Source organism: Comamonas sp. 17RB (assembly GCF_030056555.1).
GTDB classification, from domain to species: Bacteria; Pseudomonadota; Gammaproteobacteria; order Burkholderiales; family Burkholderiaceae_C; genus Comamonas; species Comamonas terrigena.
This window is the reverse complement of the sequence record NZ_JASHHY010000003.1, coordinates 281,094-298,058: the sequence shown is the minus strand read 5'-3', so window position 1 is coordinate 298,058 and position 16,965 is coordinate 281,094. Positions and strand designations below refer to the sequence as shown.

At 65.3% G+C, this 16,965-nt stretch carries 14 protein-coding genes; 5 read left to right on the top strand and 9 right to left on the bottom strand.

Going from position 1 to position 16,965, the window contains the following annotated elements; all coding sequences use genetic code 11:
• The first annotated feature begins 366 nt into the window (after window positions 1-366).
• Complete coding sequence (locus QM470_RS07620; protein WP_283338780.1) at window positions 367-1,146, top strand: alpha/beta hydrolase; 780 nt, start codon at window positions 367-369, stop codon at window positions 1,144-1,146.
• Between the two features lie 333 nt (window positions 1,147-1,479).
• Window positions 1,480-2,874 carry a class II fumarate hydratase gene (fumC, locus tag QM470_RS07615; RefSeq protein WP_283338779.1) on the top strand — a complete coding sequence of 465 codons (1,395 nt, stop codon included), beginning with the start codon at window positions 1,480-1,482 and terminating at the stop codon, window positions 2,872-2,874.
• Between the two features lie 47 nt (window positions 2,875-2,921).
• Here the strand turns inward: fumC and QM470_RS07610 are convergent, their stop codons facing one another.
• The 3 genes from QM470_RS07610 to QM470_RS07600 form a co-directional block, all read right to left on the bottom strand.
• Window positions 2,922-3,962: a Bug family tripartite tricarboxylate transporter substrate binding protein gene (locus QM470_RS07610; RefSeq protein ID WP_283338778.1), complete on the bottom strand. Its 1,041-nt coding sequence runs from the start codon at window positions 3,960-3,962 to the stop codon at window positions 2,922-2,924.
• 208 nt (window positions 3,963-4,170) lie between these two features.
• Window positions 4,171-5,067: a TauD/TfdA dioxygenase family protein gene (locus tag QM470_RS07605; protein ID WP_283338777.1), complete on the bottom strand. Its 897-nt coding sequence runs from the start codon at window positions 5,065-5,067 to the stop codon at window positions 4,171-4,173.
• A 214-nt stretch (window positions 5,068-5,281) separates the two neighbouring features.
• Window positions 5,282-6,010, bottom strand: a complete 729-nt coding sequence (locus QM470_RS07600) for a DUF3334 family protein (protein ID WP_283338776.1) — start codon at window positions 6,008-6,010, stop codon at window positions 5,282-5,284.
• A gap of 370 nt (window positions 6,011-6,380) precedes the next feature.
• On the opposite strand from QM470_RS07600, the gene QM470_RS07595 reads away from it, so the two are divergent.
• On the top strand, window positions 6,381-7,289 hold the full coding sequence (locus QM470_RS07595; protein ID WP_283338775.1) for an META domain-containing protein: 909 nt from the start codon (window positions 6,381-6,383) through the stop codon (window positions 7,287-7,289).
• Window positions 7,290-7,395: 106 nt separating this feature from the next.
• On the opposite strand, the gene QM470_RS07590 is transcribed toward QM470_RS07595, so the two are convergent.
• From QM470_RS07590 to QM470_RS07570, 5 genes are all read right to left on the bottom strand, one after another.
• Window positions 7,396-8,196, bottom strand: coding sequence for a transporter substrate-binding domain-containing protein (locus QM470_RS07590; protein WP_283338774.1), 801 nt, complete (start codon window positions 8,194-8,196; stop codon window positions 7,396-7,398).
• A 197-nt stretch (window positions 8,197-8,393) separates the two neighbouring features.
• Window positions 8,394-9,359 carry a glycine betaine/L-proline ABC transporter substrate-binding protein ProX gene (gene proX / locus QM470_RS07585; protein ID WP_283338878.1) on the bottom strand — a complete coding sequence of 322 codons (966 nt, stop codon included), beginning with the start codon at window positions 9,357-9,359 and terminating at the stop codon, window positions 8,394-8,396.
• Window positions 9,360-9,573: 214 nt separating this feature from the next.
• Window positions 9,574-10,881: a glycine betaine/L-proline ABC transporter permease ProW gene (proW, locus tag QM470_RS07580; RefSeq protein WP_283338773.1), complete on the bottom strand. Its 1,308-nt coding sequence runs from the start codon at window positions 10,879-10,881 to the stop codon at window positions 9,574-9,576.
• On the bottom strand, window positions 10,878-12,212 hold the full coding sequence (proV, locus tag QM470_RS07575; RefSeq protein ID WP_280010598.1) for a glycine betaine/L-proline ABC transporter ATP-binding protein ProV: 1,335 nt from the start codon (window positions 12,210-12,212) through the stop codon (window positions 10,878-10,880). Before proV ends, proW begins: the two co-directional genes overlap by 4 nt.
• Window positions 12,213-12,812: 600 nt before the next feature.
• Window positions 12,813-13,451 carry a TIGR00645 family protein gene (locus QM470_RS07570; RefSeq protein WP_283338772.1) on the bottom strand — a complete coding sequence of 213 codons (639 nt, stop codon included), beginning with the start codon at window positions 13,449-13,451 and terminating at the stop codon, window positions 12,813-12,815.
• 206 nt (window positions 13,452-13,657) lie between these two features.
• Between QM470_RS07570 and acs the strand changes: the two genes are divergently transcribed.
• Both acs and QM470_RS07560 read left to right on the top strand, forming a co-directional pair.
• Window positions 13,658-15,652 (top strand): acetate--CoA ligase, encoded by a 1,995-nt coding sequence (gene acs, locus QM470_RS07565; RefSeq protein ID WP_283338771.1) that lies wholly within the window; start codon window positions 13,658-13,660, stop codon window positions 15,650-15,652.
• A gap of 254 nt (window positions 15,653-15,906) precedes the next feature.
• Window positions 15,907-16,428, top strand: a complete 522-nt coding sequence (locus tag QM470_RS07560) for a LapA family protein (protein ID WP_225608565.1) — start codon at window positions 15,907-15,909, stop codon at window positions 16,426-16,428.
• 169 nt (window positions 16,429-16,597) lie between these two features.
• On the opposite strand, the gene QM470_RS07555 is transcribed toward QM470_RS07560, so the two are convergent.
• Window positions 16,598-16,903, bottom strand: coding sequence for a c-type cytochrome (locus QM470_RS07555; protein ID WP_283338770.1), 306 nt, complete (start codon window positions 16,901-16,903; stop codon window positions 16,598-16,600).
• Window positions 16,904-16,965 lie beyond the last annotated feature (62 nt).

The following is a 16,965-nucleotide window of genomic DNA, read 5'->3' as shown; positions in this document are numbered from 1 at the left end:
AGCCCCCGGCCGGCAGGCCAAAGCCGACAAGTCTTATAGAGGACTGGCTGATCCTGGCGCTGCAGCCAGCCCGTGCGGATGTGGACGCCAGTGGCCGTACCGCCCTACCTTGCCAAACCGTAATTCACAGTAAACATTTGCATGCGCGTGGCGTTTCTGTTGATAAATGAATTCATCTATCGGCAACGTCTTCCTTTGTTGTGTAAATTTTTATGGCGCAAGCGGGGGCTTGACTGCAGCCGTGGGCGGATGTTGACGGGGAGCGTTGGCGGTTCAGAAATGATTCAGCCTCAGCCTTGAGCATGCGCCCCGCATGGCAGGTTTTGCTGCAGTGCATCAACGGGTTGACGGCTGGAGGTATGCAGCGTGATAGATGGGAAAGAGCCGCGAGCTGCGGCATTGCTGGTTCATGGTCTGGGCGGTACGGCCTATGACCTGGGAGCGTTGGGCAAGATGTTGGAGGCCGGCCATGTCTGTGCCCGCAGTCCTTTGCTGCCGGGTCATGGGACAAGTCCGAAGGATTTGCTGGCCTGTCGGTGGCAGGACTGGGTGGCTGCAATGAGGGCGGAATACCGGGCGCTGAAGGCGCAATACGGCCAGGTGCATCTGGCGGGGGTGTGCCTGGGAGCACTGGTGGCTCTGGAGGTGGCGAGGCTGGAAGGCCACGAAGGCAAGTTGGCGGTGTATGCGCCGCCGCTGTTCCTGGATGGCTGGAGCATTCCCAGGAAAGCCTGGTTGCGCCATCTGGTGTACTGGTTGCCGGCATTGGCACGGCGCATGAAAGTGCCGGAGTGCGAGCCTTATGGCATCAAAAATCCACGTATCCGCCGTGCGATCCAGCAGCGTTTCGAGCGGCAAGAGAACTTCCACTATGCGTACATCCCGCTGGCCTGTGTGCGTGAGGTCGATCGATTGCGCAAACACCTGGTGGCACGGCTGAGCGAGATTCACTGCCAGACTTTGGTGGTGCATGCGCGTGAGGACGAAATCACCAGCATGCGCTCGGCCCGGCATCTGCGACGCCATCTGGCAGGAGCGGTCGAGATGATGCCGCTGACCAACAGCTACCACATGGTGATGGTGGACAGCGAGCGTGCCGCTGTGCTGCAGCGCAGCCAGCGCTTCTTTGGTGTGGATCCGGCGTGAGCTCCCAGCTCCCCTGGACGCCAACCGGCCAGGAACGTCCGCCTCCTGGCCGTTGAATGCGGGGCTTGGCGGTGTGACCTGACCGCCACCACTGAAGGCCCTTGTGCATCGGATCTTTCAGGCATTGCACGCAAGCGCTGTGCGCGTGCAGTGTTTTCTGGTTTTTTCGATGGTGTACTTCCGGAAGGGACGGATCGGGACAAGGGCGGTCGCGCAGGCCACAATAGCGATTGCAGTCCAGGCAGGCAGGGGGAGCACAGATACCGCACCCACCCACGGCTGCAGCATGTTGTGATCCATTTGCGGTGCCTTGCGCACCAGGAGTTTTTTCGCATGACCCATGCCACCCGCCAGGAAAAAGACACTTTCGGCCCTATCGCCGTGCCCGCAGACAAGCTCTGGGGCGCCCAGACCCAACGTTCGCTGCAGAACTTCGACATCAGCGGCGAGCAGCAGCCGCGCGAAATCATTGGCGCGCTGGCGCAGGTGAAGAAGGCATCGGCCACGGTGAACCATGCCCTGGGCCTGCTGGATGCCAAGAAATCCCAGGCCATCAACGCCGCTGCCGATGAGGTGCTGGCTGGCCAGCACCCGGGCGAATTCCCGCTGGTGGTGTGGCAGACCGGCTCGGGCACGCAGACCAATATGAACGTCAACGAGGTGCTGGCCAACCGCGCCAGCGAGCTGCTGGGCGGCGAGCGCGGCGAGTCGCGCCTGGTGCACCCGAATGACGACGTGAACAAAAGCCAGTCCAGCAACGACGTCTATCCCACGGCCATGCATGTGGCAGCGGTCACGGCCATCGAGCAGAAGCTGCTGCCGGCCATTGCCAAGCTGCGTGCCACGCTGCAGGCCAAGAGCGAGGCGTTTGCCGACATCGTGAAGATCGGCCGCACCCATCTGCAGGACGCCACACCGCTGACGCTGGGCCAGGAAATCTCCGGCTGGGTGGCCCAGCTGGCACACAGCGAAAAACATGTGCGCGCCGCGCTGCCCCATCTGTACGAGCTGGCACTGGGCGGCACCGCCGTGGGCACGGGCCTGAATGCGCCCAAGGGCTACGCCGAAGGGGTGGCGGCCGAGCTGGCCAGGCTGACCGGCTACCCGTTCATCACCTCGCCCAACAAGTTCGAATCGCTGGCATCGTGCGACGGGCTGGTGCATGCCCATGGCGCGCTCAAGACCCTGGCGGCCAGCATGGTGAAGATTGCCAACGATGTGCGCTGGCTGGCCAGCGGCCCGCGCAGCGGCCTGGGCGAGCTGTCGATTCCCGAGAACGAACCGGGCTCGTCGATCATGCCCGGCAAGGTCAACCCCACGCAGTCCGAGGCCGTGACCATGCTGTGCGCCCAGGTGTTCGGCAACGATGTGGCCATCAACTTCGGCGGTGCCAGCGGCAACTTCGAGCTGAACGTGTTCCGCCCGCTGGTGGCGCACAACTTCCTGCAGAGCGTGCGCCTGCTGGCCGATGGCATGGTCAGCTTCAACGACCACTGCGCCGTGGGGATCGAGCCCAACCGCGAGCGCATTGCCGAGCTGGTCAGCCGCTCGCTGATGCTGGTGACGGCGCTCAATACCCACATCGGCTACGACAAGGCCGCCTACATCGCCAAGAAGGCGCACAAGGAGGGTTCGAGCCTGCGCGACGCCGCCATTGCCAGCGGCCATGTGACGGCCGAGCAGTTTGACCAGTGGGTGGTGGCCAAGGACATGGTCGGCAATCTGTAAGCCTGCCCCGGCCGCCGCACTGCGGCGGCTGGGCATGGCAAGGGGAATCAGGTGGCTTTCAGCGCAGCGCCCAGCTGCGTCACCACCTGGCTCCAGTGGGTGGCTTCGCCCTGGATGAAGCGGGCGTAGTCGCTGGGGCTGGCGCTGGTGGCCACCTCGACCACCAGACCTTCCAGCGGGGCTGCGGCCTGCGGAGCCTGCAGCGCTGCATTCAGATGGGCGTGCAGCGCCTGGGCCACCGGCAGTGGCGTCTGCGCGGAAGCGAACAGGCCGAACCAGCCTTCGTTGGCCACGGATGCCAGTCCGGCCTCGCGCAGCGTTGGCAACTGGGGGTAGAAGCGGCTGCGCGCCTGGGAGGCAATGGCCAAAGCCCGCAGCTTCTTGCTGTCCAGGTAGGCGCCGATGGCGCCGGCGGTGGCCAGCATGCAGTCCACACGGCCGCCAACCAGGTCCTGCAGGGCGAACGGACTTCCCCGGTAGGGCACATGCAGACCCTGGGCGCCCAATGCCTGGGCCAGCAGATGGCCCAGAAAGTGGGGGCCCGAGCCCAGTCCCGTGGAGGCGTAGCTGAGCTGGCCTTTGCGCTTCCACTGTGCCAGCGCCTGCTCCAGGGTGGCCGGGCCGTTGGCCGGCACCACCAGCACGGAGGCGGTGTTGCCGATCTGGCCGATGGGGGTGAAGCCCTGTACCGGGTCATAAGGGCGGGGTGTCTGCATCAGCGGCGACAGCACATTGGTGCCGATATGGCCCAGCAGCAGGGTGTGGCCATCGTTCCTGGCCTGCGAGACGTATTTGGAGCCTATGGTGCCGCCCGCCCCGGGCTTGTTTTCGACGATCACTTCACGCTGCAGTGTCTGGGACAGCCCCTGGGCCACGACGCGCGCCACGCCATCGGTGGCGCCGCCGGCGGGTCCGCCGACCACGATGGTCACCGCCTTGTGGGGCTGCAGAAAGTTCTGGGGCAGTGGTGCCGCGCCAGGGCTGGTCTGGGCGTTCGCCAGCCACCAGGGGCTGCCGGAGGCGGCCAGACCGGCCAGGCTGTGGCGCAACCAGTGGCGGCGGGAAAGAGAGAGCGTGGTGGGCAGCATGGGGAACCTGACGATGGCAATAGCAATGGCAATGGAAGGCCAGCCCGCGCAGCGCACTGCCGGCGGGGGGTGGCAGAAATTCGAGGTGGCGGCGGTTGCGCCCGGGCTGTGCAGGCCGTTGCCGGCGCCACAGCGCTGCAATGGCGCTACTCAGCCGCTCAACATCGCGGCACCAGGCCGCGAGCCGGGGCGTGGCATGGGCGCAGCGTCATGCCGTGCGCTCGCTGACCTGGGTGCGGTGCATATAGCGGCGCGCCTGGGGATCGAAGGCGTCGCGCCGGTGCAGAGTGACGCGGTTGTCCCAGGCCACCAGATCGCCTTCCTGCCACTGCTGGCCCCAGGTCAGCTGCGGCTGGACAGCATGGGCCCACAGGGTGTCCAGCAGGGCTTCGCTGTCTTCCAGGGGCAGGCCCTGGATATAGGCGTTGCGGCGGCGGCCCAGGTACAGGCTCTTGCGGCCGGTGCCGGGGTGCACCCGCACCAGCGGATGGATGGCGCCCATAGTCTGGCGCGGGTCGGTGGTGTCGGCAAAGCCCAGGCGCAGCTCGCCTGCGCTGTTGCGGCTGGCATCGTGCACGCATTCCAGGCCTTCAATCTGCTGGCGCAGATCGGCCGGCAGGCTGTCATAGGCCAGGTACAGATTGGCAAAGTAGGTGTTTCCGCCCGCTGCCGGCACTTCGCGTGCCAGCAGTAGCGCGGCCTTGGGCGGAATGGTCTGGTAGGTCATGTCGGCATGCCAGACGGCTTCGCCATCGCCCAGTCCGCCCAGGGCCTGGCCGTCCTGGCGCAGATTGGAGATCACGGTGATTTCCTGCGGCAGTGCCGCCGTCTGCGCGTGCAGGCCTTTGGCGGCCAGCGGACGCTGGTCCAGGATACCGAAATGGCGGGAGAAGCGGATATGGTCGTCCACTGTCAGCTGTTGCTGGCCCCGAAAACGCAACACCAGGTGCTGGTCCCAGGCGGCTTGCAGTGCCTGCAGGGTATCGGCCTCCAGCGGGCGGGAGAGGTCCAGACCCAGCACGTCCGCACCGAGTGCTGCACCCGTGGGCCGGATGTGGAAGCGGGCCGAGGTGGAAGAGGTGATTGCGGCGGTGGCGGAGGACATGGAGCGGGCCTTGATGGACGTCAATGCCGGCATCCTAGAAAGCCGCTCCCGGCTTTGGAACGAATAAAAAATTGGTTTTTTATTGGGAAGTCATCTATGCAGAGGCCGGTGAGGGGCTGCCAGCACCGGAGCAGACCCGAAAGCGCCATGAAAAAAGCACCCTGCAAGGTGCTTTTTCGGTGGACGGCGTGTGCCGTGGTGCAGGCTGCTTACCTTACATGCCCAGCGACTTGAGCAGGGCTTCGGTATCGGCGTCGGCGGAAGACGGTGCCGGGGCGGTTGCAGCAGCCGTGGCGGCAGAGGCCCCGGCAGCAGCGGGACTGGCGGCAGGCGCACCGGCAGCGGCCATGATGGCATCGGCGTCGATCTCGGCTTCGGGCACAAAGTCGCGCAGGGTGATGAATTCGGTGCGGTCCACCGCCAGTTCCAGATAGAAGATGTTGTTGGCGGCGGTGTAGAAGGTGACGCGCCGCGCCTCGGGGTTGTCGAGGTTGGCGTCCACGCTCAGCTGCACCTGCTTGTTCAGCACCAGCATCTTGGGCTGGTTCTGGGTGATGTGGGTCTGCAGTTCGCGGCGCACCTTGCCGGTGAAGTCGCCCACCACCTGGTTCATCAGCTCGCCCATCACGTTGCTGACTTCGTCCGAGGTGTAGCTGGTGGCCAGGTCGCTTTCGGACAGGCCCATGTTCAGCAGGTAGTTGCGGTACAGCTCCATGGCCGACGCGGCGGACAGGTTGATGATGACCAGACCGGAGAAGCCGCCGTCAAACAGCACAAAGCAGCCGATGTCGGGCTTGAGGTAGGTCTTCTGGATGCGCTGCACCACGCCGGAATACTGCACCTGGCTGTTGGTGGCCACGTTCAGCACGCGGGTGACGGAATTGCACAGGCTGAGCAACAGCTCCTCGGTGCCTTGGACGACGTTGGGATTCTCTTGGCTCATGGGGGTGCCTGTTCAGGAAATAGCACGATTATGGATGCAACAGTTGGTCACAAGTGTGTTGGGCCGTGCGACAGCGCGATCGCGCAACCAGCAGCCCGGTCTGAACCACATGGCAAGGCGGGTGGTGCCGCACTGCGGCAGCGCGCGGCCATGGGCGCTGTCCCGCTGCGGCAGGTGTTCTGCCGCATCGTCGGTGCGCTATTTTTTGAGTAGCTTTTCGGCCAATAACCGTGCGTGCAACAAGCCCAAAGGCGGTGAATGCATGACTGCCCGCAAGGGGTATTGGCGCTGCAGTTTCGCCCTGCCAGACCAGGGGCTCTGCTAACGTGCGGGCATGAAGTACATGTACAACCATGGACAGGAGGCATCCATGTCGCATTCCCTGTGGCGCGTGGCCGGCGTTGTGCTGGCTGTGGCCAGTCTGGCGGGCTGTTCCACCGTCTCGCAAAAATGGTCGCAATGGCGCGGCACCAGCAGCACATCGGCTGCGGCGCAGCAGCCCGGCGTTCTGCAGCCCAGCACGGAAACGGGCCGCTGGCAGGGCGTCTACAGCTATGAAGCCGACAGCGGCCGATTCCTGGACTGCAAGACCGGGCAGACCGTGCCGGTGCTGATGGAGGGCGACAACGCCCTGCTGGAGAATGCCTATATGGCTTCGCGCAACGGTCCCAACACCGCCATGCTGGCCAGTGTGGATGGCCGCATCGTCGAACGCCCCTCTGCCGATCCGGTGATGGCCCAGCAGGGCAAGAAGGAGCTGGCACTGCGCGTGGAGCGTTTTGTGTCGCTGTCCAGCGCCACCTCCTGCGCCGGGGACAAGGCCAAGAACCTGGGCGTGCCCGTACCGGTGGCGGCAGCCGCTGCGGCCGGTGCCACGGCCGCCGTGCCGGCCGGGCAGGGCGGTACCAAGCCCGCCGCGGCAGAGCAGGCCACGGTGTCGCTGGACAACACCTATTGGAAGCTGCTGACCTTGAACGGCAAGGCGGTGCCCCGCCTGGACAAGGAAGCGCACATCATCCTGCAGCAGCAAGGCAGGCTGGTCGGCTCGGGCGGTTGCAACCGCCTGATGGGCAGCTGGAAGCAGGACGGTACGCAGCTGGCGATCAGCAAGGTGGCGGGCACCCGCATGGCCTGCCGGGGCGCGGCGTCCAGCACCGAATCGGCCATGCTGAAAATGCTGGGCCAGGTGGCCAGCTGGCGCATCCACGGTGACCAGCTGGAATTGCTGGATGCCAAGGGCAAGCTGCTGGCGCAGCTGCAGGCCGTGGCCTTGCGCTGATCCACAGCGGTCAACACACCACCATCCATGCAAAGCGGCCCCGCAGGGGGCCGCTTTTTTATGCTCGTTTCTTTTTTTGGTGCAGCGCAGTTGCCCGGAACGGCGTTTATTCCGGCAGATTGCCCAGCGGACGGCCCAGGTACTTTTCCGAAATGGCGTTCAGCGTGCCATCGGCCTTGGCGGTGCGCAGGATCACGTTCACCTGGTCCAGCAGGGCGGTGTTGCCCTTGGCCACGCCGATGAAGCAGGGCACATCGGTCAGCAGTAGCTTGTATTCGGCTCCCAGCTTGGGGTTGCGCTGCATGGTCAGGCCGGCCACGGCCGCACTGTGGGCCAGCACCTGGCTCTGGCCGGTCACGAACGAGGCGATGGTGGCGGTGTCGTCCTCAAAGCGCTTGATCTGCGCACCGGCGGGGGCCAGCTTGGTCAGCGCATCGTCCTGGAGCGAGCCGCGCGTGACCGACACGGTCTTGCCGGCCAGATCGCCAAACTGCTTGATCGCCAGGCTCTTGTTGGCATACAGGCCCGAGAAGAACGGTGCGTAGGAGATGGTGAAGTCCACCACTTTCTCGCGCTCGGGGTTCTTGCCCATGGAAGAGATGATCAGGTCCACCTTGCCGGCCTGCAGCGCGGGAATGCGTGCAGGGGAGGTGACGGTGACGATGTTGAGTTTGACGCCCAGTTGCTTGGCGATCAACTCGGCCGTGGCCACGTCCGAGCCCTGGGGCTTCATGCTGGCGTCGATATAGCCGTAGGGCGGGTAGTCGGTCTGGATGCCGACGTTCAGGACTTTGTGGGCCTGGATGTCGGCCAGCGTGGCGGCCTGGGCGGTCAGACCGCAGAGGCTGGACAGGCCCAGGGCGGCCAGAGAGGACAGCAGGGTGCGGCGGGGCAGGGAAAGCAACATGAAAAGCTCCGGGGAGTGAAACCAATGCCCGGTGCTGCATCGTGGTGCAGGCGACCGGGTCCATCGACAGTGAATGCATAGACCGTGCCTGCCCGCACAAAAAAACCGGCCGCAGGGGCCGGTGGATGGATGTGCGCTGGGTGCAGGCGCTTGCTGTATGGGTGCAGCAAGCGCCAGAGCGCGTTTCCGCGCGGACTTCAGCGGGCCGCGTCGCGTGCCTGCTGCAGCCAGCCGTCGAACTGCTTTTGGTGCGCCTTGATCCAGCCCGTGGTGTGGCGCTCGATGTCGGCTGCCTTGCCCTGGCCCTGGCTCATCATGTAGTTCTGGGCATTGATGTCGGCCACGGACAGCTGCATCACGGCAAACAGCTTGGCAGCGGCGGGGTTCTTTTCCGCCCAGGCCTTGTTGGCCACGATCTGCTGGTTGTTGGCGATGAAGCCGTAGTTCTTGCCATTGGCCAGCTTGGTGTCGGTGCCGGCCTGCTCACCGGGCATGGCCGAGAAAGGCACCTGCAGCCAGACCACGTCCTTGCCGGGCTTGAGCACATTGCTCACCCAGTACGGCGTCCAGGTGTAGTAGAGGATGGGCTTGCCGGCCTTGTAGCGGGTGATGGTGTCGGCCATCAGCGCGGCGTAGGTGCCCTGCTTGTGCGTGACCGTGTCGCGCAGCTTATAGGCGGACAGCTGGTGTTCGATCATGGCCTCACAGCCCCAGCCGGGGGTGCAGCCGGTCAGGTCGGCCTTGCCGTCACCGTCGGTGTCGAACAGCTTGGCAATCTCGGGATCCTTGAGCTGGCCCAGGTTGGTGATCTGGTGGGCGTCGGCCGTCTTCTTGTCGATCAGGTAGCCCTGGGCGGCGTTGGCTGAGAACACGCCCTGGCGGTAGAGCTTGGCGTCACCACCGGCATTCTTGTAGTAGTCGGCATGCAGCGGGTTCCAGTGGTTGGCCATGAAGGTGGCGTCGCCATTGGCCAGGGCGATATGGGCCGTGGGGTATTCCACTTCCTTCACGGGCTGCACGTCGTAGCCCAGTTGCTCCAGGGCTTTGATGACCAGCAGGGTCTGGAAGGTTTCTTCGGCGATGGAGCTTTTCAGCGGCTGGACTTTCACGCCCTTGCCGGGCAGGTCGGCGCTGTCGGCCGCCAAGGCCATGCTGCCAGCCATGGCCAGGCCTGCGGCGACGGCGCAGGCGCGCTGCCAGGCCGAGCGGGGGGCGTTGGCGGTGGGGAGGGTCTGTGTATCGGGGGTGTATGCAGTGTGCAACGTCATCCTTGGTGTTCCTTTGTGTTGTGGTGGGTGTGGTGTCTGGGGGAGGTGCCTGGCTGGTGGCCTGGCACGACACCACGGTCGTGCAGGCCATCAGCGAATGGGCTGGCCGTCAGCCGGCCGATGGCTGGGGCGGCAGCGGAGTGGGCTGTGCCGTGGTTGCCGCAGCCGCAGTTGGCGCTGCCTGCGCTGTGGCCGCTGTGGCCGCTGTGGCCGCTGTCGGCGCCGCGGGGGCCGGGCGCAGCATGCGCACCACCAGGCCTGCCGGGCCGGTCTGCCACCAGCGGGCGCTGCCGCGTGTGTTTTCACCCATGGCCTGGGTCAGACGGTCCAGCACGATGGCCAGCAGCACAATGCCCAGGCCGCCCACGGTGGCCAGGCCCATGTCCAGGCGGCCGATACCGCGCAGCACCATCTGGCCCAGACCGCCGACGGCGATCATGGAGGCGATGACCACCATGGACAGCGACAGCATCAGTGCCTGGTTGATGCCGGTCATGATGGACGGCATGGCCAGCGGCAGCTGCACTTTCCACAGCAGCTGCCAGGGCGAGGCGCCGTAGGCGCGGCTGGCCTCGATCAGGTCCGGACGCACCTGGCGGATGCCCAGATTGGTCAGGCGGATCAGCGGCGGCAGCGCGAACACGATGGTCACGATCACCCCCGGCACATTGCCGATGCCGAACAGCATCACCACCGGCACCAGATAGACAAAGGCCGGCGTCGTCTGCATGGCGTCCAGCACCGGGCGCATCCAGCGCTGGGCGCGGTCGCTGCTGGCCAGCACAATGCCCACCGGCAGGCCGATGACCACGCAGAACAGCAGCGAGGTCAGCACCAGGGCCAGAGTCACCATGGCTTCGGACCAGATGCCCAGTGCCGCGACGATCAGCAGCGAGATGGCCGAACCGATGGCCAGCTTGCGGCTGGCGAACTGCCAGGACAGCAGGGCAATCAGCAGCACCAGCACCGGCATGGGCACGGCCAGCAAGGTGTCGGTCACGCCGTTGAGGGTGGCATCAATGGGGGTGCGCACCGCCTGGAAGAAGGGCCGGAAGTGCTCGACCACCCAGCCCAAGCCGTCGTTGATGGCGTCCTGCACCGGCAGGCCTTCGGTGGTGATCTGGTGCCACAGGGCCGTCAGGCCGCTCTGGCTGCTGTCATCCACCGGGGTGGATGTGGCCGGGGCGCTGAGCCAGTCCATGCCGGCGTCGGGCGCACCGGCGCTGCCGCCCCAGGGGTCGGTGCCTGCGTCGGTGGCGTTGGCCGTGGGCGCATCGGCCTGCACGCTGCTGGCCGCCCAGGGATCGTCGACCGCAGCGTCGGCCGAGGTGGCGGGCATCGGGTTCGGGGCGTCCTGTGCGGTGCTGGCGGCCCAGGGATCGTCCTGCACCGGGGTGGTGGTGTGCAAATCGTTCATGCGGCATCTCCGGTCTGGTTATGGACAGGCGCGGCAGGCTGGGCATGCGGCGCCACGGCGGGTTCCGCCGCATGTACGGGGAACTTCGGATTCAGCTGGATGGGCGGCACTTCGATCTGGGGCGGCGGCACGGGGGGGGTGTCGCGGTCCAGGAACTTGAGCATGGTGGTGCGGCTGACCACCCCAAGGAAGCTACCGTCCTCGTCCACCACAGGCAGCGCGAAGGGCACGGCCGCCACCGGACCGAACAGATCGGCCACCGGCGTGCTGCTGGCCAGCGGCACGGCGTTGGGGATGAAGGCGTGCTGCAGGCCGCGCATGCCGGGCTGGCCCTGCAGCGCATCCCGCAGGGACTGCGAAGAGACGACACCCAGGTAGCGCTTGCGGCTGTTGACCACATAGGCGTGGTCGCGGTCGGAGTCCTCGATCAGGCGCAGCGCGGCGCGGCAGCCGCGGTCGCTGTGTTCGGAGACGATGGTCATGGCCTGGCGGGCGATGTCGGCGGCCTTGAAGACCGAGGCCGCATCCACGCCACGTACAAAGTTGCGCACGTAGTCGTTGGCCGGGCTGCGCAGGATTTCATCGGGCGTGCCCACCTGCACCACCTGGCCATCCTTCATGATGGCGATGCGGTCGCCAATGCGCATGGCTTCATCCAGGTCGTGCGAGATGAAGACCACGGTGCGCCGCTTGATCTGCTGCAGGCGCAGGATCTCGGATTGCATCTCGGTGCGGATGATGGGGTCCAGGGCGGAGAACGCCTCGTCCATCAGCAGGATGCTGGGGTCGGATGCCAGGGCACGGGCCAGGCCCACGCGTTGCTGCATGCCGCCCGACAGGGCGTCGGGGTAGCTGGCACCCCAGGCGCCCAGGCCCACCTGTTCCAGCGCTTCCTGTGCGGCTTTCTGGCGCGTGGGCTTGTCCACGCCGGCCAGTTCCAGGCCGAAGGCGGTGTTGTCCAGCACCGTCATGTGGGGCATCAGCGCGAACGACTGGAACACCATGGAGATGTCCTTGCGGCGCAGGGCGCGCAGGTCGCGGTCGTTGAGCTGGTTGATGTCCTGGCCATCCACCACGATCTGGCCGCTGGTGGGCTCGATCAGGCGGTTGAGCAGGCGCACCAGCGTGGACTTGCCCGAGCCGGACAGGCCCATGATGACAAAGACCTCGCCGGCCTCGATGGTGAAATGGGCGTCGAACACGCCGATGGACTGGCCGGTGCGCTGCAGGATGTCTTGTTTCGACAGCCCTTGCTGCACCAGGTCGAGCGCAGCCTGCGGCTGGTCGCCGAAGACTTTGAACACATGCTCGATGCGAATTTGTTTGGCCACTGGTTTCTCTCCCTCATTGGTTTTGGAGGTTGAACACAGTGCAGCCGCGCCATGGGCATGCCCATGGCGGCCTACACGCGAAGCCGGAAAACGTGGGGCCCGATGCACTGGCGCAGCGGGGAACACCCGTTGCGCCACATTGAAGGGCAGGTATGGCAGGGCCCGCATGGCACGCGAGGGTGCGCAAGGGCCGCAGGAGCGAGGGAGGAAGTCAACGGTCAGACCGCCGGTTGCTTTCCCTCGGAACGGGTGGTGGCGCAAGGCCGAAAGCCACCCGGATGAAAGTCCGTGCATCAGGGCCGGAGTCCGGCCTGTGGCGGCAGCGCGTTGCGTGGCAACGGTGCGCGCCAGAGTCAATCCACCCGCGAAAGGGATGGATTACCTGCATGGCAGGTTGTTAATGAAGCGTTTATTCTAACTATTCGTTATGTTGCTGTCAATGATTTTTTTGCGTTGCAGCATTCGTGGGGCTGGCAACGGTGGGCTTCATGCTTTCTGCCGCTGGCAACGGAGCGGAAAAAGCAGCAACCCCGGAACCTTGCGGTAGCCGGGGTTGCATGCGGGCAAAAAACGCCCTGGTGGGCGCTTTGCAGAGGGGGCTCAGTGGGCGCTGTGGCTGGCGTGGCTGCTGTGGATCAGCTTGTCGGTGAAGGCAATGGCCAGGGCGCTGAGCAGGAAGACCACATGGATGATGGTCTGCCACATCAGCACCTGCACTTCATAGTTGCCGGCGTTGATGAAGCTCTTGAGCAGGTGGATAGAGCTGATTCCGATGATGGACAGGGCCAGCTTGACCTTGAGCACGGAGGCGTTCACATGGTCCAGCCACTCGGGCTGGTCGGGGTGGCTGTCCAGGCCCAGGCGGCTGACAAAGGTTTCGTACCCGCCGACGATCACCATGATCAGCAGGTTGGAGATCATCACCACGTCGATCAGGGCCAGCACCACCAGCATGATGACGGTCTCGTTCAGGCCGGTGATGGCGGCTTCGGGTTTGTAGCCGATGTTGGTGATCAGTGCCTGCAGCGCTTCCTGGCTGCCGAAGGCGGCTTCCACCAGGTGCAGCAGCTCGATCAGGAAGTGCCAGACATAGACGCCCTGGGCTGCGATCAGGCCCAGGTACAGCGGCAGCTGCAGCCAGCGGCTGGCAAAGATCAGGGCTGGCAGGGGACGCAGGGCCACGGGCGTGGAAGAGGGGGGGGAGGCAGGAGACTCGGATTTCGGGTCAGCGTGGGCCATGGTGGGTCAGAGGATGGTTGAAGGAAACCGTAGCAGCGAAGCGCTGCTGGGCGGGCATTGTATGCGGCGGCATTGTGGAAACCCGAGGGGGAAGGCAGGGCTTTTTGCGGGCTACAGTGGGAGATAGACGGCGAGTCAGTGGTATGTAAGTGCCCGACACGACAGTACGCCGCAAACAAACCCTACAAGTGCAAGGAGACTCAGCCATGAACGCACCGACCAACGCCATCGAATCCGTGCTGGTGGAAAACCGCGTCTTTCCCCCATCCGATGCGACCCAGAAGGCTGCCCGTGTGTCCGGCATGGCCGCTTACGAAGCCCTGTGTGCCGAAGCGGACAAGGACTATGAAGGTTATTGGGCCCGCCTGGCCCGTGAAAACGTGGTGTGGACCAAGCCCTTCACCCAGGTGCTGGACCAGAGCAATGCCCCGTTCTTCAAGTGGTTTGCCGACGGTGAACTGAACGCCAGCGCCAACTGCCTGGACAAGCACATCGGCACGCCGGTCGAGAACAAGACCGCCATCATCTTTGAAGCCGACGGCGGCGAAGTCACCAAGGTCACCTACAAGGAGCTGCTGGCCCGCGTGAGCCAGTTCGCCAACGCGCTCAAGGCCCGTGGCGTGCAAAAGGGCGACCGCGTGCTGATCTACATGCCCATGACCATCGAAGGCGTGGTGGCCATGCAGGCCTGCGCGCGCATCGGTGCCACGCACTCGGTGGTGTTCGGCGGCTTCTCGGCCAAGGCGGTGCAGGAGCGCATCGTGGACGTGGGCGCCACCGCGGTGGTCACGGCCAACTACCAGATGCGTGGTGGCAAGGAGCTGCCGCTGAAGGCCATCGTCGACGACGCGCTGGCGCTGGGCGGCTGCGATGCCGTCAAGACGGTGCTGGTGTACGAGCGCACACCCACGGCATGCGCCATGGTGGCCGGCCGTGACATCACCTTCACCGAAGCGCTGGCAGGCCAGTCGACCGAATGCCCGGCCGTGCCGGTGAATGCCGAGCACCCGCTGTTCATCCTCTACACCAGCGGCTCCACCGGCAAGCCCAAGGGCGTGCAGCACAGCACCGGTGGCTACATGCTGTGGGCGCGCCAGACGGTGAACTGGACCTTCGACATGAAGGACAGCGATGTGTTCTGGTGCACGGCCGACATCGGCTGGATCACCGGCCATACCTATGTGGCCTACGGCCCGCTGTCGGCGGGTGCCACGCAGATCGTGTTCGAAGGCGTGCCGACCTTCCCGAACGCCGGCCGCTTCTGGCAGATGATCGAGCGCCATGGCTGCACGGTGTTCTACACCGCGCCCACGGCCATCCGTTCGCTGATCAAGGCCGCGGATTCCGACGAGAAGGTGCACCCCAAGAACTGGAACCTGTCGTCGCTGCGCATCCTGGGCAGCGTGGGCGAGCCCATCAACCCCGAAGCCTGGATGTGGTACTACAAGCACATCGGTGGCGAGCGCTGCCCGATCGTGGACACCTTCTGGCAGACCGAAAACGGCGGCCACATGATCACGCCGCTGCCTGGTGCCACCCCGCTGGTGCCCGGTTCGTGCACCTTGCCGCTGCCCGGCATCACCGCGGCCATCGTCGATGAATCCGGCAACGACATGCCCAACGGCGCCGGCGGCATCCTGGTGGTCAAGAAGCCCTGGCCGTCGATGATCCGCAATATCTGGGGCGACCCCGAGCGCTTCAAGAAGAGCTACTTCCCCGAAGAGCTCAAGGGCTACTACCTGGCCGGCGACGGCGCCGTGCGCAGCGAAGACCGCGGCTACTTCCGCATCACCGGCCGCATCGACGATGTGCTGAACGTCTCCGGCCACCGCATGGGCACGATGGAAATCGAATCCGCGCTGGTGTCCAAGACCGATCTGGTGGCCGAAGCCGCTGTGGTGGGCCGCCCGGACGACCTGACCGGAGAAGCCATCTGCGCCTTCGTGGTGCTCAAGCGCCCGGTGCCGACCGGCGAAGAAGCCAAGGCCCTGGCCAACGAGCTGCGCAACTGGGTGGCCAAGGAAATCGGACCCATCGCCAAGCCCAAGGACATCCGCTTTGGCGAGAACCTGCCCAAGACCCGCAGCGGCAAGATCATGCGCCGTCTGCTGCGCTCCATCGCCAAGGGCGAGGCCATCACCCAGGACACCAGCACGCTGGAAAACCCTGCGATCCTGGAGCAGCTGGCCAAGACCAACTGATCCAGAACGCCGCGCAACGCGGACACACCGGGTGCTCTGCGACCGCTGCGGCCCTGATGCTTCGGATGCGGTACCGCCGCACCCGTTTATGCCACCGCCACAAGCGGTGGCTTTTTTCTGGACTGGCGCAAACAAGCGCCAATGTGGCGCGGGACAGGGGCCATTCCTACCTGGGCTGAATCCAAGATGCGTTACAAATGCAGCGAAGGGCAGGCAGTAGTGCCACGCCCGCTGACCGGACCTTGGAGATTTTCATGAAAGCAAGAACCGCTTTGCTGACCTTGATCGTGCTGCTGATCGTGTTCCTGGCCACGATGAACTGGCAGGCGCTGAACCAATCCACGCCCGTCTCGTTGGGCTTCACTACGGTGGAGGCCCCGCTGGGCCTGATCATGCTGTGCCTGACGGCGCTGCTGGCCATCTTCTTTGTGGCCTACGTGGTCACGCTGCAGGGTTCGGTGCTGATGGAGACGCGCCGGCACAACAAGGAAATGCTGGCCCAGCGCGAACTGGCCGACAAGGCCGAGGCCTCGCGCTTCACCGAGCTGCGCACGGTGCTGGAGCTGCGCCACCAGGAAGCGCAGCAGCAACTGCTCAATCGCCTGGATGCGCTGGAAGAGCAGTTCAAGGCCCGCGCCCAGGAAAGTGACAATTCCACCGCCGCCTATGTCGGCCAGCTGGAGCAGCAGCTGCGCGCCGGCGTGGCCGCCGATTGGGGCAGCGGCAAGGGCCATGCGGCCAAACCGGCCGAAGGCCGCGCCGATCCGTTGCTGTGATGGCGGCGCTGCTGCAGTCGGGCCCGCGCCCGGCGCGCAGGCAGCGACGGCGTCGCAGGGGGCGGCATGCGCCATGTGAAAAAGAAAAAAGCCGCCGGGCACAGGCCAGGCGGCTTTTTTGTGGGCCGGGGTCGCGCTGCCCTGCGGCGGGTGCCCGCGCGGTGCGGGATTACTTCAAGGTCAGAATCCAGGCGGCCAGCTTCTTGGCATCGGCTTCGCTGACCTGGGTGTTGGCAGGCATGGGCACGGGGCCCCAGACGCCGCTGCCACCCTTGACGATCTTGGCCGCCAGCTTGTCCGCAGCGTCCTTCTGGCCGGCGTACTTGCCGGCCACGTCCTTGTAGGAGGGGCCCACCAGCTTCTTGTCCACGGCATGGCAGGCCATGCAGTTCTTGGACTGGGCCAGCGCCAGATCGGCCATGGCTGGGGCGGCAACGGACAAGGTCAGGGCCAGGGTGATCAGAGCACGCTTCATAGCTACTTTTTCCTCGAGGGCTTTGGCAGAAGTGGGGGAAACAGGGTCAGATTGTAGGCCCG